The following is a 21,366-nucleotide window of genomic DNA, read 5'->3' as shown; positions in this document are numbered from 1 at the left end:
CCGGGCATCCAGGCAGCCGCGGGCCCCTGGGCCGCCCGTGGCCGCCCTGGGGCAAGCGAAAGGCCCCGGGGTGGAGCCCGGGGCCAATCGTGCGCGAGGGGGGACTTGAACCCCCACGTCCTTGCGGACACTGGCACCTGAAGCCAGCGCGTCTGCCAATTCCGCCACTCGCGCGAAGCCCGGCGTTCGCAGGGCAACTCGACGAGAATATCAGGTTCTGAGGCGCGGCAGGTACGCTAACGGCGGCTGAAGGGAGGTGACGACACACATGGGATTCCTCGACTCGATCGAGCGTGGGCTCGAGAAGGCCGTCAACGGCGCCTTCGCGAAGACGTTCCGCTCCGGCGTGGAGCCGGTGGAGATCGCGAGCGCCCTCAAGCGCGAGCTCGACACCCAGGCCAGCGTCGTCTCCCGCGATCGCATCCTGGTGCCGAACCACCTGACGGTGCGCCTCGCCCCCACCGACTTCCAGAAGCTGCGGCGCCTCGGCGACACCCTGCTCGACGAGCTGACGGGCACGCTCCAGACGCACGCGCGGCAGTCCGGCTACTCGTTCGCCGGCCCCATCGACCTCGGCCTCGAACCCGACGAGGGCATCTCCACCGGCATGCTGGAGATCCGCTCCGACAGCGAGGCTGGCGAGGTGGTCTGGATGGCCGTGGTCGACATCAAGGGCAAGCGCCACCGGCTCCGCAAGGGCAGCACCGTCATCGGCCGCGGGTCCGACGCCGACATCACCGTCGACGACGCCGGCGCCTCCCGCAAGCACGCCGAGATCATCTGGGACGGCACGCGCGCCCAGGTCAGCGACCTCGGCTCCACCAACGGCACCACGCTCAACGGCAGGGCGCTGAAGAGCGCGCTGCTCGAGCCCGACTCGATCATCGACATCGGCGCCACGCGGATCGTCTACCGCCTGCTGGCGCAGTCGAAGGAGCAAGCGTGAGCGAGCTGACCCTCATCATCATCAGGATCGGCTTCCTCGCCGTCCTGTGGCTGTTCATCTTCATCGTGCTCTACTCGCTCCGCAGCGATCTCTTCGGGCCGCGCCTGACGCCCCTCCAGCGGGTGGCGGTCGAGAACCAGCGCACGCGCGAGACCGTCCCGCAGCCGAGCGGCTCGGCGGATGCGCCCACGACGGCGACAGCGCGCGCCCCGTCGGGCGCGGGGCCGCGCAGCGCCTCCCCAGTTCCCAGCGCTGATCGCGGGCAGGCCGGCCGCATCGTCATCACCTCCGGCCCCCGCGCCGGGCTCGAGCTCGAGCTGCCGGAGACGGGCCTCACGATCGGGCGCTCCTCGGGCAGCGGGCTGCAGATCACGGACGACTACACCTCGACCAACCACGCGAAGATCGTGCGCTGGCGCGACCAGTGGGTCGTGCAGGACCTCGGCTCGACCAACGGCACCTTCGTCGAGGGGAAGCGCATCAGCGAGTCGACGACCGTGCGCGTGGGCAGCTCGGTGCGCATCGGCACGACGACGTTCGAGCTGAGGCGCTGAGCTTGAGCGCTCCGCTCGCGGCAGCGATCAGCCACGTCGGCCGGATCCGCACCGAGAACCAGGATTCCGGCTACGCCGGCGCCCGGCTCTACTTCGTCGCGGACGGCATGGGCGGGCACGCGGGCGGCGACGTCGCGAGCGCCATCGTCACCCGCAAGGCCCGCGAGGCCGACAGGGAGTACGAGACGGCCGAGGAGGCCGCCCAGACCCTGGCTGCGGCCCTCCGCGACGGCAACGACGCGCTGCAGCAGGCGATGCTCGAGCACCCCGAGCTCTCGGGCATGGGCACGACCGGCTCCGGGATCATCCGGGTCGGCGACCGGGTGGGCATCGCCCACATCGGCGACAGCCGCATCTACCGCTACCGGGTGGGCGCGCTCGAGCAGATCAGCACCGACCACACGTTCGTGCAGAAGCTCGTGGATGCCGGGCGCATCACCCGCGAGGAGGCCGAGCACCACCCGCGCCGCAACGTGGTGATGCGCGTGCTCGGCAACGTCGAGCAGCACCCCGAGATCGATACGGCGGTCGAGCAGACGCTGCCCGGCGACCGCTGGCTCGTCTGCTCCGACGGCCTCTCCAGCTACGTCGACGAGGAGCGCATCCGCGCGATCCTCGCGCAGGGCCTGGACACCCCCTCCACCGTGCAGCGGCTGATCAACGAGTCGCTCTCGCGCGGCGCCCCCGACAACGTGACGGTCGTGCTGTGCGACATCGACGAGCGCCACTCGTCGTCGATCCCCCCGACGACGGTCGGCTCTGCCGCGGCCCCCATCAGCTACGAGGCCGTCGAGCCCGAGCGCACCTCGGTGAGCCTCGGGCAGCTCATCCTGCACCCGCGGCAGTCGCGCATGCAGCCGGCCTTCGAGCACTTCGAGCCCGAGAGCGAGGAGTTCCTGGCCGAGCTGCTCGCCGAGCAGCGGCGCATGCGCCGCAACCGACGGCTGATCTGGAGCTTCGGGGCCCTCATCGCCGCCATCGCGGTCGTCGTGGTGTCGGCGTTCTTCTACAACTGGACCCAGGACCGCTACTTCGTCGGCGCGAACGAGGCCGGCAACGTCGCGATCTACCAGGGCATCCAGCAGCAGATCGGGCCGATCGTGCTCGCGACCGAGGTCGAGGAGACCGACATCGCCCTCGACGACCTCTCCCCCTTCAACCAGCGCAACGTGCAGGAGACGCTCTCCGCGGCCTCGCTCGAGGCCGCCCGAGCGATCGTCGAGCGATTGGAGCCGGCGCGATGACCGACCGCACCGCTGCCACGAACCGCACCGGCGCCAGCCTCCAGACCGGCAGCCTGCAGCTGCGCGACGTCACCGAGGCCATCAAGGTGCGCATCCGCAACCCCGCGAAGCTGCGCAACCTCGAGCTGTTCCTGCTGCTCATCGCCTGGGCGATCGGCGGCGCGGCCATGGTGCTCGTGCAGCTCGGCGCGCTGCAGCGCATCGACATCTTCCCGCTGCAGCTGGCGGCAGGTCTCGGCATCCTCACCTTCGCGATGCACATCGCGCTGCGGATCGTCGCTCGCGAGGCCGACGCGATCATCCTCCCGGTGGCGACCGTGCTCAACGGCCTCGGCATCGCGATGATCTACCGGATCGACATCGGCGAAGGGCTGACGGGCTGGGATTCCGCGGCCATGCGCCAGATCGTCTGGACGGCGCTCGCGCTCGTCACCGCGATCGCGGCGATCGTGGTGATCCGCAACCACCGGGTGCTGGCGCGCTACCGCTACGTCGCCATGGCGGTGGCGCTCCTCCTCCTCGTGCTGCCGCTGATCCCCGGCCTCGGCCGCACGATCAACGGCGCCACCGTCTGGATCAGCGTCGGCGGGTTCGCCTCCTTCCAGCCGGGCGAGCTCGCGAAGATCGCGTTGGCGATCTTCTTCGCCGGCTACCTGATGACGGCCCGCGACTCGCTCTCGGTGGTCGGCAAGCGCTTCCTCGGGATCCGCTTCCCGCGGCTGCGCGACCTGGGCCCGATCCTCGTGGTGTGGGGCATGTGCATGCTCGTGCTCGTCTTCCAGCGCGACCTCGGCACGGCGATGCTCTACTTCGGCCTGTTCCTCGTCATGATCTACGTCGCGACCGGGCGCCGCTCGTGGATGTTCATCGGTGTCGGGCTCGTCGCCGTCGGCGGGATCGCCGCCTACTTCTCGCTCGGCTACGTGCAGCGACGCATCCACGCCTGGGTGCACGCCTTCGACCAGGACGTGTTCCTGGCGCCGGGCGGCTCGTACCAGATCGTGCAGGGCGTCTTCGGGATGGCGCACGGCGAGCTGCTCGGCACCGGTCTCGGCGCCGGCCGCCCGGGTCTGACGCCGTACGCCAACAGCGACTACATCATCCCGTCGCTGGGCGAGGAGCTCGGCCTCACGGGCATGTTCGCCATCCTCGGCCTCTACCTGGTGCTCGTCTCGCGCGGCCTGCGCATCGGCTTCCAGGGGCCGGATGACTTCACGAAGCTGCTGGGCGTGGGCCTCGCGTTCGTGATCGCGCTCCAGGTCTTCATCGTCGTCGGCGGCGTGACCCGCCTGATCCCCCTGACGGGGCTGACGACGCCGTTCCTCGCCGCCGGCGGCTCGTCGCTGCTGGCCAACTGGCTCATCGTCGCGCTGCTGCTCAGGCTGAGCGACTCGGTGCGCGGAAGGGGGCTCGCATGACCGACGCCTCGAACGATCAGAGCATGCGGCGCCCGATCCGGCGCGTCAGCGCGCTGCTGCTGGTGATGTTCATCGGGCTCTTCGGCTCGTCGACCATGATCCAGGCGGTGCAGGCCGACGCGCTGCACGCCGACGATCGCAACACCCGCTCGCTCTACGACTCCTTCGCCGTGGAGCGCGGCTCCATCGTGGTCGACGGCGTGCAGGTGGCGCTGTCGGTGCCCTCCGACGACGAGTACGAGTGGCAGCGGCAGTACCCCATGGGCGAGCTCTACTCCCACATCACCGGCTACAACACGCTCGGCCAGGGCAACCGCGGCATCGAGGATGCCATGAACGACGAGCTGACGGGCACGGCGAACAGCCAGTTCCTCGACCAGATCGTCGCGACGATCACGGGGCAGGATGCCGCCGGCTCGTCGGTCGAGCTGACGATCGACCACGAGGCGCAGCAGGCGGCGGCGGATGCGCTGGGCGGCAGGAACGGCGCGGTCGTCGCGCTCGACCCCGAGTCCGGCGACGTGCTGGCGATGTACTCGAGCCCCACCTTCGACCCCAACGCCTTCGCCAGCCACAACACCGCCGCCGTGCAGGAGCTGCACGACCAGCTCGCGAACGACCCCGCCGACCCGCTGCAGAACCGCACGATCGCCGGCGACCTCTACTTCCCCGGCTCGGTCTTCAAGGTCGTGGTGCTCGCCGCGGCGCTCGAGTCCGGGCGCTACACGCTGGAGTCGGAGTTCGAGAACCCCGAGACGCTCACCCTCACGGGCACCACGCGCGAGATCCGCAACGCGTCGCGCTCCACGTGCGGGCCCGGCGAGACGGTGACCCTCGAGACGGCGTTCATCCTGTCCTGCAACATCCCCTTCGCGCAGCTCGGCGAGGAGCTCGGCGAGGACGCCATCGCCCGCCAGGCGGCGGCCCTCGGCTACGGCCAGGGCCTCGAGATCCCCGTTCCCGTCACGCCCAGCACCTACCCGACGGACCTCGAGCCGTCGCAGCTGCAGCTGACGTCGTTCGGGCAGTACGAGGTGCGCGTGACGCCGCTGCAGATCGCGATGACGACCGCGGCGATCGCGAACGACGGCACGATGATGCGGCCCACCATGATCGACCGCGTGCTCGCCCCGAACCTCGACGTGCTCGCCGAGCCCGAGGCGACCATCCTCGACAACCCCGTCTCAGCGGATGTCGCGGCCCAGATGCGTGCGACCATGGAGCTCGGCGTGCAGGAGGGGCTGGCCTCGAACGCGCAGATCGACGGCGTCGTGGTCGGAGGCAAGACCGGCACGGCCGAGAACAACGTCGAGACCGATGCCCCCTTCAACCTGTGGTTCACGGGGTACGGAGAACTGGACGACAGGAGCGTGGCGGTCGCCGTCGTGGTCGTGCCAGATGAGAACATCGTCGGTGATACTTCAAACGTGATCGCCGCGCCAATCGGGAGAGCAGTGATCGAGGCGGTGCTGAACTCATGAGACCATCCAGCGGACTCACCTTCGGTGGGCGATACCAGCTGACCAGTCGCATCGCGATCGGCGGCATGGGCGAGGTGTGGCAGGCGACCGACCAGGTCATCGGCCGCACCGTCGCGCTGAAGATCCTCAAGGACGAGTACATGGGCGATCCGGGGTTCCTGGAGCGCTTCCGCGCCGAGGCCCGGCACGCCGCGCTCGTGAACCACGAGGGCATCGCCAACGTCTTCGACTACGGCGAGGAGGAGGGCAGCGCCTTCCTGGTGATGGAGCTCGTGCCGGGAGAACCGCTCAGCGCCATCCTCGACCGCGACCGCACGCTCTCCGCCGACAAGGTGCTCGACATCGTCGCGCAGACCTCCGCGGCGCTGCACGCGGCGCACCAGGCGGGGCTCGTGCACCGCGACATCAAGCCCGGCAACCTGCTGATCACGCCAGAGGGCCGCGTCAAGATCACCGACTTCGGCATCGCGCGCATCGCCGACCAGGTGCCGCTGACGGCGACCGGCCAGGTGATGGGCACGGTGCAGTACCTCTCGCCCGAGCAGGCCTCGGGCCAGCAGGCCGCGCCGTCGACCGACATCTACTCGCTCGGCATCGTCGCCTACGAGGCGCTCGCGGGGCGGCGGCCGTTCACCGGCGAGTCGCAGGTGGCCATCGCCATGGCGCACATCAACGACTCGCCGCCCGACCTCCCGGGCTCGGTGCCGGAGCCGGTGCGCAACCTGGTGCTCTCGTGCATCGCGAAGACGCCGGCGGATCGGCCGACCTCTGCCGCGCACCTCTCGCGCGCCGCGACCATGCTCCGTCGCGGCGACATCGCCGGTGCCGCGGCGATCGTGCCGGGCATCGCCTCGACCGACTCCTTCGCGACCATCGACTCGCCCACGCAGGCGGCGACGCGCGTCATCACGACGCAGTCGACCCCCGTGACGGCGGCGCTGCCGGTGCCCTCGACGACCGCCACCCGCCAGGTGGCGGAGCGCCGTCGCACGAACCCGTGGATCTGGCCCGTCGTGATCCTCGCCCTGCTGCTGGTCGCGGCAGGCGTGGCGATCGCGATGATGCTGATCAACGGGCAGCGCGAGGAGCCGGTGCCGACGGAGTCGTCGCAGGTGCCCGAGGAGCCGGGCGAGGTCACGATCGACCTCGCCGACTTCGAGGGGCTGACCGAGACCGAGTTCCGCAACGCGATCGAGGCGCTCGACCTGGTGGCGAGCGTCACCACCGGCGAGCCCGCGACGAGCCCTGACGACGTGGCCCGCATCTACGCCGTCGACCCGACCGGGCCCGTGCCCGTCGGCTCCACGGTGACCGGCACCATCCACGCCCCGCTCGCGGTCCTCGACGACCCGACGACCGCGCCGCGGATGTCGGGCGACGAGGATCCGGAGGCGCTCAGCACCGGCACCCCGTACACGGTGGTCTGGGATGCCGCGACGTGCCCGGCCGACTACACGCTCGCGGGCTACGACGTGCTGATCGAGTGGGCGGCGGGCACGCCGGAGACGCTCCAGCAGTCCGCGCCCGAGCTGCGGATCACGCAGATGCCGGCCGGCCCCAACGAGGTCTCCTACGCCTACCGCTGCGACACCGCCGCCGGGGAGACGCTCACGAGCGGCTACTCGCCGTCGCTGACGATGGTGGCGACGGAGCCGGAGGAGACGCCCGAGCCGACGCCGGACCCGACGACGCCGGCACCGACGGAGCCGATCGAGACCCCGCCGGTGGAGGACCCCGAGGGCCCCTGATCGGTCGTTGACGTAGAATCGACCGACCCGGGCGCACGCCTGGGCAGCAGGCCCGAGCCCCGCGCGGGCGCACGAGAAGAGGAGCGGCGATGACCGACAGCATCATCGCGTCGCTGCGGACGCTCGGCGACCGGTACGAGATCGGCGACCTCATCGGTCAGGGCGGCATGGCCGAGGTGCACCTCGCGCGCGACACCCGGCTCGATCGCCAGGTCGCGGTGAAGCTGCTCAAGCCCGAGCTGTCGAAGGATCCGGAGTTCCGCACGCGGTTCCGCCAGGAGGCCCAGTCGGCCGCCCGCATGTCGCACCCGACCGTCGTGCGCGTCTTCGACGCCGGCGAGGAGCCCACCGTCGACGCCCACGGCGAGCCGGCGGCCGTGCCGTACATCGTCATGGAGTACGTCGACGGTCGCATGGTCAAGGACATCATCGCCGAGGGGCCGCTGCCCGAGGCAGAGGCGGTGCGCATCACGAAGGGCGTCCTGACCGCCCTCGAGTACTCGCACCGAGCGGGCATCGTGCACCGCGACATCAAGCCCGGCAACGTCATGGTCACGCCCGGCGGGCAGATCAAGGTGATGGACTTCGGCATCGCCCGCGCCGTGAGCGAGACGAGCGCCAACGTCGCCCAGACCGGCACGATCCTCGGCACCGCCGGCTACTTCTCCCCCGAGCAGGCGCGCGGCGAGTCGGTCGATGCCCGCACCGACCTCTACTCCACCGGCGTCATCCTCTTCGAGCTGCTGACGGGCAGGCCCCCCTTCTCGGCCGACTCGGCAGTGGGCGTGGCCTATCAGCACGTCGCCGAGGAGCCGCCGACCACCTCCTCCATCACGCCCGGCATCACGCCGGAGATGGACTCGGTCGTGGCGAAGGCGCTGCGCAAGCCCCGCGACGACCGCTTCCAGTCGGCGACGGACTTCAAGCAGGCGCTCGACGACGCGCTCGACGGCACGCTCGTGCCCTTCGAGGCGCCGCAGACGACGCCGGTCGAGATCGGCGCGGCGACCACGATGTTCGCGGCCCTCGCCGTCGACGACGCGACCCCCGAGCCGGCGCCGGTCGCCGACCGATCCCGCCGGCCGCACCTGGCGTGGCTGTGGGCGGCGGTCGTGCTCATCGCCGTGCTCGTCGTCGGCGCCGGTGTGTGGGCCTTCAGCCTCGGGCAGCTGCCGTTCGCCGGCCTCTCGGCCTCCGTGCCAGAGGTCGTGGGCCTCACGGAGGATGAGGCCGTGGCCGAGGTCGAAGCGGCGCAGCTCTCCCCCGAGGTGCGGCTGACGGTCGATGCGGCTCCCGCCGGCACCGTGCTCCGCTCCGAGCCGGAGGCGGGCGTGAACCTCGCGATCGACGCCCCCGTCATCCTCACCGTCTCCAACGGCCCACCGCCCGAGCCGCTCATGAGCGTCGCGAACCTCACCGAGGCGCAGGCGAGGCAAGCGCTCGAGGCCGCCGGCTACGCGGTCGGCGAGGTCACGCGCGCGGCGTCGCAGGATGTCGCGGCCGACCGCGTCGTCAGCACCGACCCGAGCGCCGGCACCTCGGTCTCGCAGGGCGCCATCATCGACCTCGTGCTCTCCAACGGCCTCGTGACGATCGACGACGTCACGGGCCTCCCGATCGCCGAGGCGGCAGACGAGATGCAGGCGCTGGGCCTGACCGTCGAGCGTCGCTACACGCTGCGCTGCATGGGCGGCGACGTCGTCGAGCAGTCGCTCCCTCCCGGTGATCACCCGCAGGGCAGCACGATCACGCTGCTCTACTGCAACGGTCAGCCCGAGCCCGACCCGGTCGAGACGCCGGAACCGACGGAGACGGACGAGGAGTCCGAGGACGGCGGCGGCAACGGCAACGGCAACGGCAACGGCAACGGCGGTGGCGGCGGCGGTGGCGGCGGCGGCGGCGGCGAGGGCGGCGGCGACGAGGGCTGAGCGCCCGCGGCGTCGCTCGCGCCGCCCGCCCTCAGGCCACGTGGTCGGGCGGCGGCGCGAGCGTCACGAGGGGTGCGCGACCAGCGGCGCGCTCCGCAGCACCGGCCAGCCCGGCGGCCTCGAGCCAGTTGCCCAGCATGCGGTACCCGCCCTCGGTCAGCACCGACTCCGGGTGGAACTGCACGCCCCACACCGGCGCCCCGCGGTGCTCGATCGCCATGATCACGCCGGCGCCCGTCGCATCGACGTCGCCGGCACCGGCCGCATCGGCGGCAGTGGTGCGCGCCGTGACGCGCAGCGCCTGCGGCACCGTGCCGTCGACGATCGCGAGCGAGTGGTAGCGCGTCGCGACCAGCGGGCTCGGCAGCCCCTCGAAGACGGTGGTGCCGTCGTGCTCGACCTCGCTGGTCTTGCCGTGCATCAGCTCGGGCGCGTGGGTGACGACGCCGCCGAGCGCCTCGGCGATCGCCTGGTGCCCGAGGCAGACGCCCAGGAGCGGCGTCTGCGAGGCGATGGCCGCGTGCACCATCGGGATCGAGATGCCCGCATCCGCCGGCGCGCCCGGACCGGGTGACAGCAGCACCGCATCCCACTCGGTGATCGACGCCGCATCGACCTCGTCGTTGCGGCGCACCACCACCTCGGCTCCCAGCTCCTCGAGGTATCCGGCGAGGGTGTAGACGAAGGAGTCGAAGTTGTCGACGACGAGGATGCGTGTCATGCGGCTTCCGTGCTGGGTGCGGTCGAGGGTGCGGTGCGATGCGCCGACGCGGCAGCGTCGAGCACCGGGTCGGGGGTCGGGAAGTACTCCTGCATGACCCACGGGTAGACGTGGAAGACCATGAGGTACGCGACGCCGGCGACGAGGGCCAGCGCGAGGATGAGCTTGATCGGCCACGGGCCGGGCAGGAGCCGCCAGATGCCTGCGTACATCAGGCCCTCCCCAGCGTCTCGGCCAGCTCTGCCGGCATGCCGTCGTCGTGGCTCTGCCAGCCGACGAAGGTGGCGTAGGCGATGAGGCGTCCCTGCGCCGACCACTCGGGGTTGCAGGTGGTGAGCGTCAGGTAGCGGCCGTCGGCGGGGGTCTCCGGCTGCTGCGGGACGGGGGCGACGACGCCGACGCCCGAGGGGGCGACGTACTCGTGGTTGCGGAACTCGTAGACGTACCAGGCCTCGTTCGTCTTCACGTAGACCCGGTCGCCGATGCGCATCTCGTCGAGGTGCGTGAAGGGGCCGCCCTGGCCGTTGCGGTGCCCGGCGACGGCGACGTTGCCGAGCTCGCCCGGCATCGCCGAGTCGCTGTAGTGCGCGAGCCCCTGCTGCAGCGAGTCGAGCACCTGCCTGCTGGTGCCCTGGCCGACGGCCCGCTCGAACTCGCCGAGCCGCGGGATGTACATGACGGCGAAGGTCTCGGTCTCGCCCGGAACGGTCTCCGCGGGCGGCTCGTCGGTGCGCAGCTCGATCTCCGGCGCTGCGACGGTGCTCGGGCCGAGCTCGGCCGCCACCTCCTGGGCGGCCTGCTGCTGCTGGCCGCCGAGCACCGCGTCCGCGAGCCACACCTGCCACCCGGCGTAGCCGAGCGCGAGCACCCCGAGCGTCAGGAGCAGCTCGCCCAGCACGCTCGCGAACGTGGCACGGCGCCGCGGTCGGCGCCGGCGCTCCCCCTGGTGCCTGGCCACGGGATCAATCCTAGGCCGCGGCTGCATTACCATGGGCTGCATGAGCCCCAGCGAGAAGTCGGTCGAGAAGGCGTCGGCAGCGAAGTCGAAGCAGAGCCGCGAGCGCAACCCTCACGACGAGCAGCGCAACCCCGCATGGTTCAAGCCGGTGATGTTCGGCTTCATGGCGGTGGGCTTCCTCTGGGTGATCGTCTACTACATCTCCGGCACGACGCTGCCGGTGCCGTCGCTGGGCGCCTGGAACATCGTCGTCGGCTTCGTCGTCATGTTCATCGGCTTCATCATGACCACCCGCTGGAAGTAGCCGAAACTACACCCGTGTAGTTCTCCCCAGGTGTGGACAAACCTGTGGAGGACGAGGGTCAGAGGATGATCGCGATCCTGATCGCGAACAGCGCTGCCAGCACGAGCGCGACGCCGCCGATGACCAACCAGGCCGCCTTCGTCGCCTGATCGCCCCGCATCCGCTTGTGCACGACCCCGATGCCGAAGCCGAGGCCCAGGCCGATCACCAGGCCGCCGACGTGCGCGGGCCATGAGATGCCGCCGAACATGAAGGTGATGACGAGGTTGATGCCGACGAGCACGAGCAGCGCCGGCTGCACGCGCCCGATCATGCGCTGCATCCCGATCAGCATGCCGAACAGCGCGTAGATCGCGCCCGAGGCGCCGACGACCGCAGACATCGGCGTCAGCCACGCCACCGCGACGGCGGCACCCGCGGCGCTGACGACGTACGCGGCGAGGAACGGCAGCTTGCCGATGCGCTGCTCGATCGACGGCCCCACCATGTACAGCACGAGCATGTTGAAGGCGAGGTGCAGCACGGTGGCGTGCACGAGCGCGTAGGTGAGGAAGCGCCACGGCTCGACCAGGGAGTAGCCGAGGAAGTACAGCAGCGAGGCGGAGAGGTCGCCCGGCAGGATCTGCAGGACGCCCACGAGCACCGTCACCGCGATGATCGCGAGGGTGACGGGCGCGGGCTGCGCCAGCCACTGGCGCATGCGCACGCCGACAGCCGTGCGCGGCCCGCCCTGGGCGACGCGCGTCTCACGATGGAGGGAGCGCTGCTCCTGCGCGAGCTCGCGCACGCACTCGGGGCAGCGCACGCCGACGGGCGCCTGCTGCTGGCACTCGCCGCAGACGGTGCGCCCGCAGCGCGAGCACAGCACCCAGCTGACCCGATCGGGGTGCCGGTAGCACCGATCAGCGGGAGCTGCTGCGCTCACGGGGCGTCAGGCCTGCTGGATGTCGATCGACTGGATCACGACATCCTCGAGGGGCTTGTCGCGACCGTCGGTCGGCACGGCCTGAATCGCGTCGACGACGCGCTGCGACTCCTCGTCCTCGACGAGGCCGAAGATCGTGTGCTTGCCCTGCAGCCAGGGGGTGGCCACCGTGGTGATGAAGAACTGCGAGCCGTTGGTGCCGCGACCGGCGACCTTCCCGGCGTTGGCCATCGCGAGCACGTAGGGGGCGTTGAACGTGAGATCCGGGTGGATCTCGTCGTCGAACTGGTAGCCGGGGCCGCCGACGCCCTGGCCCAGCGGGTCGCCGCCCTGGATCATGAAGTCGGGGATGATGCGGTGGAAGACGACGCCGTCGTAGAGCGGCGCGGTCGACGTCTCGCCGGTCTGCGGGTGGGTCCACTCGCGCGCGCCGGTGGCGAGGTCGGTGAAGTTCTTGACGGTGATGGGGGCGTGGTCGCCGAGGAGGTTGACCTTGATCTCGCCGAGGTTGGTGCGGATCGTTGCGACAGCGGTGTGGTGAGCCATGGCTCGATCCTCCCATAGGCGAGCGCGGGAGGAGCGGCCACGGGCGCCAGGTTCGTGCACAGCGAAACGCACAGCGAGCGGAGGCAGCGGGACGCCCCGATGCGGGCCCCTGCGGGGGTGCCCGACCACTGGGTGGCGCATCCAGGAAAACCTGCGAAGATGACGCCCAGGCTTCGACCACGGAAGGACAGCCATGTCACTCGAACTCTCGCGCAAGCGCGCCAAGGAGATCAAGAAGCTCCGCAAGCAGGCCGACAAGCTCTGGGCCGAGCAGCGCGCGGTGAGCCACCACGCAGCTGAGATCGCCCGTCGCGCCAAGGACCAGGCTCGCGCCTACGGCAACGAGTCGCTCGTGCCCGCCGCCGAGCGCGCGGTGCACCGCAGCGTCGACGCCGGTCGTGACGGCCTGTCCAAGGCGACCCGCGGCTGGAACCGCAGCGTGGTCCCCGCGATCGCCTCCGGCCTCGGCTCCTTCGCCGCCATGGCGCAGGTCGCGAAGGATGACCGCGTCAAGGACGCGATCGACAGCGTGCGCCGCTACGCCACCGTCCCGGAGGTCTCTCCCTCCCGCTCGAGCCGTTCGGGCCCGAACGGGTTCCAGTGGGTGCTCATCGGCGTCGGCGCCGTCGCCGTGGTCGGTGCAGCCTACGCCGCGTGGCAGACGCTCCGCGCCGACGACGACCTCTGGATCCCGGACGCCGACGACGCCTCGATCGACTCGCCCCCGCGCTCGTCGAGCCAGCCCTCGGGCGGCATCGCCGATGGCCCGGAGGCCGGCGCACCGCAGGCCTGATCCTCAGACCGCTCGACGAAGGGGCTCCGCCGGTGGCGGGGCCCCTTCGTCGTGCGGCAGCGCTGCCGATGCCAGCGCGACCCGCCCTCAGCCCTGCGTGAGCCCGATGAGCACGAGCACGCCGCCGCTCACCAGCAGCCCTGCGGACAGCAGGAACGAGCGCAGCCGCCGCTCGGGCTCTCGGCCCTCGCGGATGGTGCGGAAGATGTCGAAGCCGCTGACGACGCAGCAGGCGATCATGAGGGCGAAGCCGATGACGATGAGTGGATGCATGGTGGGGCCTGAGGTGTGGGTCGTCGGTCGGGCGGTCGTTCAGCGCAGGGGGCTGCCGGCGTCGTCGAGGTGGCGGAGGGCCCAGTCGACCGAGTGCACGTGGCGCAGCCGGGGCACGCGGTCGAGCGGGTGCCAGGCGACGTCGTCGGTCGTGCCGTCGACCTCGACGGTGAGCTCGCCGCCGAGGATCTCGGCCCGATAGAGGATGCGCAGGGCCTGCAGCGCCTCGCCGCGACCCGTCTCCGGCAGCACGGCCGAGTCGACGCCGAGCAGGCTCGTGAGCCGCACGTCGTAGCCGGTCTCCTCCTTGACCTCGCGCACGGCGCCGTCGGCCGGGTGCTCCCCCGGCTCCACGCCGCCGCCGGGCAGGGTCCATCCGCTCATCCCGTGCTCGCGCCAGTGCGGCAGGAGGATCTCGCGGTCGACGCCCTCGCCTCTCGTGATGAGGGCGTAGGCCGCGACTCGCATGCGCATCCGCCCATCCTAGGGCGCGCGAGATGCGCTCTCCTCGGCGAGAGCACCGGCATCAGCGGATGCGGCCGCGGGAGCGCACGCGGCTCTGCATCGTGTCGCGCAGCGGTGCGCCGAGGAACAGGCCGAGCGACGAGCCGGCGGCGAGCGCGATGCCGATCGAGCCGGCGACGATGAGCGTCGCGACGCCGAGCACGAGGCTCTCGACGCTGCCATCGGACTCGACGAGCTCGAGCAGGCCGCGGAAGACGGCCGAGCCGGGCACCATCGGCACGATCGCCGCTGTGGTGACGGCGATCGACGGCACGTGCAGCCGGTGCGCGATCAGGATGCCGATGAAGCTCGCGATCAGCGCACCGATGAAGCTCGCGACCGCGACCTCGAGACCGCCGATCGTCGCCACCGAGTAGCCCGCCCACGCGATGCAGCCGAGGATCGCGCTCACGACGATCGTGCGCATCCCCGCGCCGTTCCAGATCGCGACGGTGATCGCGATCACGAGCACGCCGGCGAACTGCAGCGGCAGTGGGCCCAGCGCCGTCGCCTCGCTCGAGACCACGAAGCCCATGCCGAGCGAGCGGGCGACCCACAGCCCGCCGACGATGCCGATGACGACACCGAGGGTCAGCAGCGCGAGGTCCAGGATCCGCCCTCCGGCCGTGAGCGCGAAGCCGTCGATCGCATCCTGCGCCGCGCCCACCACGGACATGCCGGCGAGCATGAGCACGATGCCGGCGGCCACGATGATCGAGGGCCGCGCATCCTCCAGCAGCGGCACCCCCAGCTGCGCGAGCCAGTTCGTCGCCGCCGCGATCGTCGTGACGACGAACGCGCCGACGATCTGCGAGAAGAAGAAGGGCATGCGGATGCGCGACATGAGGCGCTGCGCCATGGCGGCGCAGCAGGCGGCCAGGAAGGCCACGACGGCGATCACCCAGGATGCGCCGAACAGGAGCGCGACGCCGACCGTCAGCAGGCCCTGCGCGAGCACGATGAAGGCCGGGCGGTACATGAAGGGCAGGCGCCGGATGGCGTGGAACCGCGAGCGGGCCTGCTCGAGCTCGAGGCCGCCCTCGATCTCCGCCACGAGCGCCTGCAGCTTCTGCAGCTTCGAGTGGTCGGGCACGGGTGCCCGCACGACGCGCAGCAGCGTGATGGGCAGGTCGGTGTCGTGCCGGTGGTACGAGACGGTGATCGAGTTGTAGGTCACGTCGACGTGCACGGGCTGGATGCCGAGGGCGGCAGAGACGCGGATCGTCGCGAGCGCGACGTCGTTGGCGGATGCGCCGACGGCGGTGAGCGCCTCGGCGATGCGCATCGCCAGGTCGATGACCTTCCGCGCGTAGACCTCGTCGATCGTCAGGATCGCCTCGGTCATGGGTCGTGCGTTCGCGTCCGTGCGGATCGCGCCCACGATCCGCGTCCGCCAGTCTCGCCGCCTGTCCATCGCAACCATCCTCGCATCCTGGCGCGACCGGCTCGCCGATCGTGCTCGCGGCCTCCGGACCCTGGGCGACGAAGGAGCCTGGGGAATGAAGGAGCCCGGGCGACGAAGAAGCCCGGCCAGTGGCCGGGCTTCTGATGTGGAGCCTGGGAGAATCGAACTCCCGACATCCTGCTTGCAAAGCAGGCGCTCTACCAACTGAGCTAAGGCCCCGTGGCATCTGCATGCCGTGGGAGTGTGCGTGGTGGGGCTACATGGACTCGAACCATGGACCTCTTCGTTATCAGCGAAGCGCTCTAACCGCCTGAGCTATAGCCCCAAGCACAAGCATCGACTCTACCATGCCTGCGCGACAGGTTCGCACACGGCGCTCGCTGCGACGCGCTCAGCACGCTGCGCACGGGGGGCACCGCGGCCGCCGGCCCTCACTGGTTGGCGAAGCCGACCTGCAGCCCGCCCGTGACGCGCACCGAGAGGTTGTAGAGCACCGCCACGACCGCGCCCATCACGGTGATCACGACGAAGTTCAGCACCGCGACCAGCAGCGTGAACATCATGACCTGCGGCAGCGACAGCATCGAGGTGATGGCGAAGTCGGGGTTCGCCAGGATGTCGCGCAGCACCTCGTCGACCTTGTCGAACAGGCCGACGACCTGCAGCAGCGTCCACATCACGAACACGACCACCAGCTGCACGATGCCGAGCACCAGCCCGAGGATCGCCGAGACCTTCATCGCCGACCAGAAGTCGATGTGCACGAGCCGCAGGCGCACCTGCTTGTTCGATCCGCTGCGACGAGGCGCCTTGCTCTGCAGCTTCTCGGCAATGCTCATTCGTCGTTCTCCTCGGTGGTGGGCTCGCCCGCGCCTGCATCCGCAGCCGCGTCATCCGTGCCGTCAACGATAGCGGCATCGGTCTCGGCAGCACCGTCGGATGCGGCAGCGCCGTCGGGTGCAGCATCGGCAGCCGCCTCGGTCTCGGCGGCGGCCTCGACGACCTCCTCCTCGACGTTGCGGGCGATCTGGATCACGAGGTCCTTCTCGCTGCGCTCGGCGAACTGCACGCCCATCGTCGTGCGGCCGGTGGCGCGCACCTCGTCGACGTGCGAGCGGATCACCTTGCCGGAGGTGCGGATGAGCAGCAGCTCGTCGCCGTCGTGCACGATCGTCGCGCCCACGAGCGCGCCCCGGTCGTGCCCACCAGAGGAGAAGGTCAGCACGCCCTGCGTGCCACGGCCCTTCGTCGGGTAGTCGGCGACCGCCGTCTTCTTGCCGAAGCCCTGCTCGGTGACGACGAAGACGTAGCCCTCGTCGCCGATCACCATGGCGGCCAGCGCCTCGTCGTCGTCGCGGAGGCGGATGCCCCGCACTCCCCCGGTGTTGCGACCCATGGGGCGCAGCGCCGCATCCGTCGCCTCGAAGCGCGCCGCCCTGCCCTGCTTCGAGATCACGAGGATCTCGTCGTCGGAGTTCGCGAGCATGGCGGAGATGAGGCGGTCGTCGTCGGCGAGGTTGATCGCGATGATGCCGCCCGTGCGGTTGGTGTCGTAGAGCTCGAGGCGCGTCTTCTTGACCTGGCCCTCGCGGGTGGCGAGCACCAGGTAGTCGGCCTGGTCGTAGGAGCGCAGCGTCAGCACCGTCTGCACCTGCTCGTCGGGCTGGAACGCCAGCAGGTTCGCGACGTGCTGGCCCTTGGCGTCGCGCCCGGCCTCGACGATCTCGTAGGCCTTCATGCGGTAGACGCGGCCGAGGTTCGTGAAGAAGAGCATCCAGTCGTGCGTCGAGTTGACGCTGAAGTGCTCGACCACGTCGTCGCTGCGCAGCTGCGCGCCGCGCACGCCCTTGCCGCCGCGGTGCTGCGCGCGGTACTGGTCGATGCGCGTGCGCTTGATGTAGCCGCCGGTCGTGAGGCTCACGACCACCTGCTCCTCGGGGATCAGATCCTCGATGGAGACGTCGCCGCCGTAGCCGTACATGATCTCGGTGCGCCGGTCGTCGCCGAACTTCGCGACGATCTCGCCGAGCTCGTCGACGATGATCGTGCGCTGGCGCTCAGGGCTCGCGATGATGTCCTGGTAGTCGGTGATCTTCAGCTCGAGCTCGGTCGCCTCGTCCTGGATCTTCTGGCGCTCGAGCGCGGCGAGGCGACGCAGCTGCAGCTCGAGGATCGCCTCGGCCTGCACCTTGTCGATCTCCAGCAGCTCCATGAGGCCGGTGCGCGCCGCATCGGTCGTCTGCGAGCGGCGGATGAGCGCGATCACCTCATCGAGCGCGTCGAGCGCCTTGAGGTAGCCGGTCAAGATGTGCATCCGCTCCTGCGCCTTGGCCAGGCGGTACTGCGTGCGGCGCACGATGATCTCGACCTGGTGGTCGGCCCAGTGCGTGATGAAGCCGTCGATCGGCAGGGTGCGCGGCACCCCGTCGACGATCGCGAGCATGTTCGCGCCGAAGTTCTCCTGCAGCTGCGTGTGCTTGTAGAGGTTGTTGAGCACGACCTTCGCGACCGCATCGCGCTTGAGCGTGATGACGAGGCGCTGGCCGGTGCGGCCGGAGGTCTGATCCTCGATGTCGGCGATGCCCGAGAGCTTGCCGTCCTTCACGAGGTCGGCGATCTTCCGCGCGAGGTTGTCGGGGTTCACCTGGTAGGGCAGCTCGGTGATGACGAGCGCCGTGCGGTTGTTGACCTCCTCGACGGTCACGACGGCACGCATCGTGATCGAGCCGCGACCGGTGCGGTAGGCCTCCTGGATCCCCTTCGTGCCGAGGATCTGGGCGCCGGTCGGGAAGTCGGGCCCCTTGATGCGCTCGATCAGCGCGTCCTGCAGCTCCTCCCGCGTCGCATCCGGGTGCTCGAGGTGCCAGATCGCGCCGGCCGCGACCTCGCGCAGGTTGTGGGGCGGGATGTTCGTGGCCATGCCGACGGCGATGCCCACGGAGCCGTTGACGAGCAGGTTCGGGAAGCGGGCCGGGAGCACCGAGGGCTCCTGCGTGCGACCGTCGTAGTTGTCCTGGAAGTCGACGGTGTCCTCGTCGATGTCGCGCACCATCTCCATGGCGAGCGGTGACATCTTCGTCTCGGTGTATCGCGGGGCCGCGGCCTCGTCGTCGCCGGCGGAGCCGAAGTTGCCCTGGCCGAGCGCGAGCGGGTAGCGCAGGCTCCAGGGCTGCACGAGGCGCACGAGCGCGTCGTAGATGGCCGTGTCGCCGTGCGGGTGGAACTGCCCCATGACGTCGCCGACGACGCGCGAGCACTTGGAGAACGCCTTGTCGGGGCGGTAGCCGCCGTCGTACATGGCGTAGATCACGCGGCGGTGCACCGGCTTCATGCCGTCGCGCACCTCCGGCAGCGCGCGGCCCACGATCACGCTCATCGCGTAGTCGAGGTAGGAGCGCTGCATCTCGAGCTGCAGGTCGACCTGCTCGATGGCGCCGTGGTTCGGGGCGTCGCGGTCGAAGGGCACGGCCGCGGGAGTCGTCTCGTCAGTCATCGGTCTCTCTCAGCCTCAGATGTCCAGGAAGCGGACGTCGCGGGCGTTCTTCTGGATGAACGTGCGGCGGGCGTCGACGTCCTCACCCATGAGGGTGGTGAAGATCGTGTCGGCGACGGCGGCGTCGTCGAGGGTCACCTGCTTGAGCGTGCGGGTCTCGGGATCCATCGTGGTCTCCCAGAGCTCGGAGTAGTTCATCTCGCCCAGGCCCTTGTAGCGCTGCACGCCGTTGTCCTTCGGGATGCGCTTGCCGGCCGCGAGGCCCGCGGTGAGCATCGCGTCGCGCTCCCGGTCGCTGTAGGCGTACTCGTGGTCGGCGTTCGTCCACTTCAGCTTGAACAGCGGCGGCGCGGCCAGGTAGACGTAGCCGAGGTCGATGAGCGGCCGCATGTAGCGGAACAGCAGCGTCAGCAGCAGCGTCGTGATGTGCTGGCCGTCGACGTCGGCATCGGCCATCAGCACGATCTTGTGGTACCTCGTCTTCTCGGGGTCGAACTCCTCCCCGAGGCCGGCGCCGAAGGCCGTGATCATCGACTGGATCTCGGCGTTGCCGAGCGCGCGGTCGAGGCGCGCCTTCTCCACGTTCAGCACCTTGCCGCGCAGCGGCAGGATCGCCTGCGTGTAGGGGTTGCGGCCCTGCACGGCGGATCCTCCGGCCGAGTTGCCCTCGACCAGGAAGATCTCGGAGATCGCCGGATCCTTCGACTGGCAGTCCTTGAGCTTGCCGGGCATGCCGCCCGACTCGAGCAGGCCCTTGCGGCGGGTCTGCTCGCGCGCCTTGCGGGCGGCGATGCGCGCGGTCGCGGCCTGGATGGCCTTCCGCACGATGTCCTTCGCCATCGCCGGGTTCGACTCGAACCAGTGCCCGAGCTCCTCGCCCGTCACCTTCTGCACGAAGGACTTGGCCTCGGTGTTGCCGAGCTTGGTCTTCGTCTGGCCCTCGAACTGCGGCTCGCCGAGCTTCACCGACACGATCGCCGTCAGGCCCTCGCGCACGTCGTCGCCGGAGAGGTTCTCGTCCTTCTCCTTGAGGAGGTTGGTCGTGCGCGCGTAGCGGTTGACGAGCGTCGTGAGCGCCGCGCGGAACCCCTCCTCGTGCGTGCCGCCCTCGTGCGTGTTGATCGTGTTCGCGTACGTGTAGACCGCCTCCTGGTAGGAGCCCGTCCACTGCATGGCGATCTCGACCGAGATGCGGCGCTCGGTGTCCTCGGACTCGAAGTCGATGATCTCCGGGTGCACCGGCTCCGACTTCTTCGACTCGTTGAGGTAGGCGACGTAGTCCTTGAGGCCGTTCTCGTAGAGGAAGGCGTCGGATCGCTGCTGCGGCGCGGAGGTGTCGTCGCCGTCGGGTTCGAGCAGCGCATCGGGGCGCAGGTCCTCGATCGCGATGCGCAGCCCCTTGTTGAGGAACGCCATCTGCTGGAACCGCTTGGCGAGCGTCTCGTAGTCGAACTCGACGGTCTCGAAGATGTCGGTGCTCGGCCAGAAGGTGATGATGGTGCCGGTGCCGTCGGTCGCCTCGCCGGTCTGCAGCGGCCCCTCGGGGTCGCCGACCGCGAACGACTGGCGGTGCACGTGGCCCTCGCGGTGGATCTCGACCTCGAGGCGGGAGGAGAGGGCGTTCACGACCGACGAGCCCACGCCGTGCAGGCCGCCGGAGACGGCGTAGCCGCCACCGCCGAACTTGCCGCCGGCGTGCAGCACGGTCAGGACGACCTCGACGGTCGACTTCGTCGGGTCGGAGGAGTGGGGGGCGACGGGGATGCCGCGGCCGTTGTCGGTGACGCGAACGCCGCCGTCGGCGAGGATCGTGACCTCGATGTTGTCGCAGTGGCCGGCGAGGGCCTCGTCCACGGCGTTGTCGACGATCTCGTAGACCAGGTGGTGCAGACCGCGCGGGCCGGTGGATCCGATGTACATGCCGGGGCGCTTGCGCACCGCCTCGAGGCCCTCGAGGATCTGGATCTGGTCGGCACCGTAGTCGCCCTGCTGCGCCTGCGGGGCAGCCTTCGCCGTGGTCGGCTCGGTGTGCTCGGGCGCCGGCTGCCCGGGCTGTGCGTCGTGCTCGTTCACCATGGTTCTTCGCATCCGCCTTCCGCGCCCTCCTGGGACGGCGCAACCCTCC

Annotated in this window: 20 protein-coding genes and 3 tRNA genes; 9 read left to right on the top strand and 14 right to left on the bottom strand. The window is 70.3% G+C overall.

The window, feature by feature from the left end; genetic code table 11:
* Positions 1-90: 90 nt before the first annotated feature.
* Positions 91-174: transfer RNA gene (locus AA0Z99_RS11840), tRNA-Leu, on the bottom strand.
* 94 nt (positions 175-268) lie between these two features.
* Between AA0Z99_RS11840 and AA0Z99_RS11835 the strand changes: the two genes are divergently transcribed.
* The 7 genes from AA0Z99_RS11835 to pknB all read left to right on the top strand — a co-directional run bounded on the left by AA0Z99_RS11835 (position 269) and on the right by pknB (position 9,319).
* Positions 269-946 (top strand): FhaA domain-containing protein, encoded by a 678-nt coding sequence (locus AA0Z99_RS11835; RefSeq protein ID WP_413317599.1) that lies wholly within the window; start codon positions 269-271, stop codon positions 944-946.
* Positions 943-1,500, top strand: a complete 558-nt coding sequence (locus AA0Z99_RS11830; protein WP_413317597.1) for an FHA domain-containing protein — start codon at positions 943-945, stop codon at positions 1,498-1,500. Before AA0Z99_RS11835 ends, AA0Z99_RS11830 begins: the two co-directional genes overlap by 4 nt.
* A gap of 2 nt (positions 1,501-1,502) precedes the next feature.
* On the top strand, positions 1,503-2,744 hold the full coding sequence (locus AA0Z99_RS11825) for a PP2C family protein-serine/threonine phosphatase (protein WP_413317595.1): 1,242 nt from the start codon (positions 1,503-1,505) through the stop codon (positions 2,742-2,744).
* Entirely contained in the window at positions 2,741-4,162 is a 1,422-nt protein-coding gene (locus AA0Z99_RS11820) for an FtsW/RodA/SpoVE family cell cycle protein (protein WP_413317593.1), read from the top strand. Before AA0Z99_RS11825 ends, AA0Z99_RS11820 begins: the two co-directional genes overlap by 4 nt.
* A complete protein-coding gene (locus AA0Z99_RS11815; RefSeq protein WP_413317591.1) occupies positions 4,159-5,643 on the top strand; it encodes a peptidoglycan D,D-transpeptidase FtsI family protein in 1,485 nt (494 codons plus the stop codon). The genes AA0Z99_RS11820 and AA0Z99_RS11815 overlap by 4 nt, the downstream gene beginning before the upstream one ends.
* The gene (locus tag AA0Z99_RS11810) at positions 5,640-7,391 is read left to right on the top strand and encodes a protein kinase domain-containing protein (RefSeq protein WP_413317589.1); all 1,752 of its coding nucleotides are present in this window, start codon (positions 5,640-5,642) and stop codon (positions 7,389-7,391) included. The genes AA0Z99_RS11815 and AA0Z99_RS11810 overlap by 4 nt, the downstream gene beginning before the upstream one ends.
* Positions 7,392-7,480: 89 nt before the next feature.
* Positions 7,481-9,319 (top strand): Stk1 family PASTA domain-containing Ser/Thr kinase, encoded by a 1,839-nt coding sequence (gene pknB / locus AA0Z99_RS11805; RefSeq protein ID WP_413317587.1) that lies wholly within the window; start codon positions 7,481-7,483, stop codon positions 9,317-9,319.
* A 31-nt stretch (positions 9,320-9,350) separates the two neighbouring features.
* Here the strand turns inward: pknB and AA0Z99_RS11800 are convergent, their stop codons facing one another.
* From AA0Z99_RS11800 to AA0Z99_RS11790, 3 genes are read right to left on the bottom strand one after another with little or no spacing between them, the layout of a single operon-like run.
* Entirely contained in the window at positions 9,351-10,040 is a 690-nt protein-coding gene (locus AA0Z99_RS11800) for an anthranilate synthase component II (RefSeq protein WP_413317585.1), read from the bottom strand.
* Complete coding sequence (locus AA0Z99_RS11795) at positions 10,037-10,252, bottom strand: hypothetical protein (protein WP_413317583.1); 216 nt, start codon at positions 10,250-10,252, stop codon at positions 10,037-10,039. Before AA0Z99_RS11795 ends, AA0Z99_RS11800 begins: the two co-directional genes overlap by 4 nt.
* A complete protein-coding gene (locus AA0Z99_RS11790; protein ID WP_413317581.1) occupies positions 10,252-10,998 on the bottom strand; it encodes a class E sortase in 747 nt (248 codons plus the stop codon). The genes AA0Z99_RS11795 and AA0Z99_RS11790 overlap by 1 nt, the downstream gene beginning before the upstream one ends.
* A gap of 40 nt (positions 10,999-11,038) precedes the next feature.
* On the opposite strand from AA0Z99_RS11790, the gene AA0Z99_RS11785 reads away from it, so the two are divergent.
* Positions 11,039-11,302 carry a cell division protein CrgA gene (locus tag AA0Z99_RS11785; RefSeq protein ID WP_072314728.1) on the top strand — a complete coding sequence of 88 codons (264 nt, stop codon included), beginning with the start codon at positions 11,039-11,041 and terminating at the stop codon, positions 11,300-11,302.
* Between the two features lie 58 nt (positions 11,303-11,360).
* Here the strand turns inward: AA0Z99_RS11785 and AA0Z99_RS11780 are convergent, their stop codons facing one another.
* Both AA0Z99_RS11780 and AA0Z99_RS11775 read right to left on the bottom strand, forming a co-directional pair.
* Positions 11,361-12,227 carry a rhomboid family intramembrane serine protease gene (locus AA0Z99_RS11780; RefSeq protein WP_413317579.1) on the bottom strand — a complete coding sequence of 289 codons (867 nt, stop codon included), beginning with the start codon at positions 12,225-12,227 and terminating at the stop codon, positions 11,361-11,363.
* A gap of 6 nt (positions 12,228-12,233) precedes the next feature.
* Positions 12,234-12,773 (bottom strand): peptidylprolyl isomerase, encoded by a 540-nt coding sequence (locus AA0Z99_RS11775; RefSeq protein WP_413317577.1) that lies wholly within the window; start codon positions 12,771-12,773, stop codon positions 12,234-12,236.
* Positions 12,774-12,966: 193 nt separating this feature from the next.
* Between AA0Z99_RS11775 and AA0Z99_RS11770 the strand changes: the two genes are divergently transcribed.
* Positions 12,967-13,566: a hypothetical protein gene (locus AA0Z99_RS11770; protein WP_413317575.1), complete on the top strand. Its 600-nt coding sequence runs from the start codon at positions 12,967-12,969 to the stop codon at positions 13,564-13,566.
* 87 nt (positions 13,567-13,653) lie between these two features.
* Here AA0Z99_RS11770 and AA0Z99_RS11765 read toward each other — a convergent pair whose 3' ends face one another.
* From AA0Z99_RS11765 to gyrB, 8 genes are all read right to left on the bottom strand, one after another.
* Positions 13,654-13,839 carry a hypothetical protein gene (locus AA0Z99_RS11765; RefSeq protein ID WP_413317573.1) on the bottom strand — a complete coding sequence of 62 codons (186 nt, stop codon included), beginning with the start codon at positions 13,837-13,839 and terminating at the stop codon, positions 13,654-13,656.
* Positions 13,840-13,878: 39 nt separating this feature from the next.
* Positions 13,879-14,313, bottom strand: a complete 435-nt coding sequence (locus AA0Z99_RS11760; RefSeq protein ID WP_413317571.1) for an NUDIX hydrolase — start codon at positions 14,311-14,313, stop codon at positions 13,879-13,881.
* A 52-nt stretch (positions 14,314-14,365) separates the two neighbouring features.
* Complete coding sequence (locus AA0Z99_RS11755; RefSeq protein ID WP_413317570.1) at positions 14,366-15,757, bottom strand: threonine/serine ThrE exporter family protein; 1,392 nt, start codon at positions 15,755-15,757, stop codon at positions 14,366-14,368.
* A gap of 137 nt (positions 15,758-15,894) precedes the next feature.
* A tRNA-Ala gene (locus tag AA0Z99_RS11750) sits at positions 15,895-15,967 on the bottom strand.
* Positions 15,968-15,996: 29 nt separating this feature from the next.
* Positions 15,997-16,073: transfer RNA gene (locus AA0Z99_RS11745), tRNA-Ile, on the bottom strand.
* Between the two features lie 106 nt (positions 16,074-16,179).
* Complete coding sequence (locus AA0Z99_RS11740; RefSeq protein ID WP_413317568.1) at positions 16,180-16,587, bottom strand: DUF3566 domain-containing protein; 408 nt, start codon at positions 16,585-16,587, stop codon at positions 16,180-16,182.
* Positions 16,584-19,241 (bottom strand): DNA gyrase subunit A, encoded by a 2,658-nt coding sequence (gene gyrA / locus AA0Z99_RS11735; RefSeq protein ID WP_413317567.1) that lies wholly within the window; start codon positions 19,239-19,241, stop codon positions 16,584-16,586. The genes AA0Z99_RS11740 and gyrA overlap by 4 nt, the downstream gene beginning before the upstream one ends.
* Positions 19,242-19,256: 15 nt before the next feature.
* The gene (gyrB, locus tag AA0Z99_RS11730) at positions 19,257-21,317 is read right to left on the bottom strand and encodes a DNA topoisomerase (ATP-hydrolyzing) subunit B (protein ID WP_413317565.1); all 2,061 of its coding nucleotides are present in this window, start codon (positions 21,315-21,317) and stop codon (positions 19,257-19,259) included.
* Positions 21,318-21,366 lie beyond the last annotated feature (49 nt).

This window comes from Agrococcus phoenicis (genome assembly GCF_047302415.1).
Lineage (GTDB): Bacteria > Actinomycetota > Actinomycetes > Actinomycetales > Microbacteriaceae > Agrococcus.
The sequence above is the reverse complement of the archived record's forward strand: the minus strand, read 5'-3'. Positions and strand labels throughout refer to the sequence as shown.

What these genes read in the sequence shown, in the direction of transcription:
- AA0Z99_RS11740 (WP_413317568.1), bottom strand. Translation starts at nt 16,587, where the DNA reads ATGAGCATTGCCGAGAAGCTGCAGAGCAAGGCGCCTCGTCGCAGCGGA.
- AA0Z99_RS11795 (WP_413317583.1), bottom strand. Translation starts at nt 10,252, where the DNA reads ATGTACGCAGGCATCTGGCGGCTCCTGCCCGGCCCGTGGCCGATCAAG.
- AA0Z99_RS11785 (WP_072314728.1), top strand. Translation starts at nt 11,039, where the DNA reads ATGAGCCCCAGCGAGAAGTCGGTCGAGAAGGCGTCGGCAGCGAAGTCG.
- AA0Z99_RS11760 (WP_413317571.1), bottom strand. Translation starts at nt 14,313, where the DNA reads ATGCGCATGCGAGTCGCGGCCTACGCCCTCATCACGAGAGGCGAGGGC.
- AA0Z99_RS11815 (WP_413317591.1), top strand. Translation starts at nt 4,159, where the DNA reads ATGACCGACGCCTCGAACGATCAGAGCATGCGGCGCCCGATCCGGCGC.
- AA0Z99_RS11820 (WP_413317593.1), top strand. Translation starts at nt 2,741, where the DNA reads ATGACCGACCGCACCGCTGCCACGAACCGCACCGGCGCCAGCCTCCAG.
- gyrB (WP_413317565.1), bottom strand. Translation starts at nt 21,317, where the DNA reads ATGGTGAACGAGCACGACGCACAGCCCGGGCAGCCGGCGCCCGAGCAC.
- AA0Z99_RS11755 (WP_413317570.1), bottom strand. Translation starts at nt 15,757, where the DNA reads ATGGACAGGCGGCGAGACTGGCGGACGCGGATCGTGGGCGCGATCCGC.
- AA0Z99_RS11810 (WP_413317589.1), top strand. Translation starts at nt 5,640, where the DNA reads ATGAGACCATCCAGCGGACTCACCTTCGGTGGGCGATACCAGCTGACC.
- gyrA (WP_413317567.1), bottom strand. Translation starts at nt 19,241, where the DNA reads ATGACTGACGAGACGACTCCCGCGGCCGTGCCCTTCGACCGCGACGCC.
- AA0Z99_RS11835 (WP_413317599.1), top strand. Translation starts at nt 269, where the DNA reads ATGGGATTCCTCGACTCGATCGAGCGTGGGCTCGAGAAGGCCGTCAAC.
- AA0Z99_RS11775 (WP_413317577.1), bottom strand. Translation starts at nt 12,773, where the DNA reads ATGGCTCACCACACCGCTGTCGCAACGATCCGCACCAACCTCGGCGAG.
- AA0Z99_RS11770 (WP_413317575.1), top strand. Translation starts at nt 12,967, where the DNA reads ATGTCACTCGAACTCTCGCGCAAGCGCGCCAAGGAGATCAAGAAGCTC.
- pknB (WP_413317587.1), top strand. Translation starts at nt 7,481, where the DNA reads ATGACCGACAGCATCATCGCGTCGCTGCGGACGCTCGGCGACCGGTAC.
- AA0Z99_RS11765 (WP_413317573.1), bottom strand. Translation starts at nt 13,839, where the DNA reads ATGCATCCACTCATCGTCATCGGCTTCGCCCTCATGATCGCCTGCTGC.
- AA0Z99_RS11800 (WP_413317585.1), bottom strand. Translation starts at nt 10,040, where the DNA reads ATGACACGCATCCTCGTCGTCGACAACTTCGACTCCTTCGTCTACACC.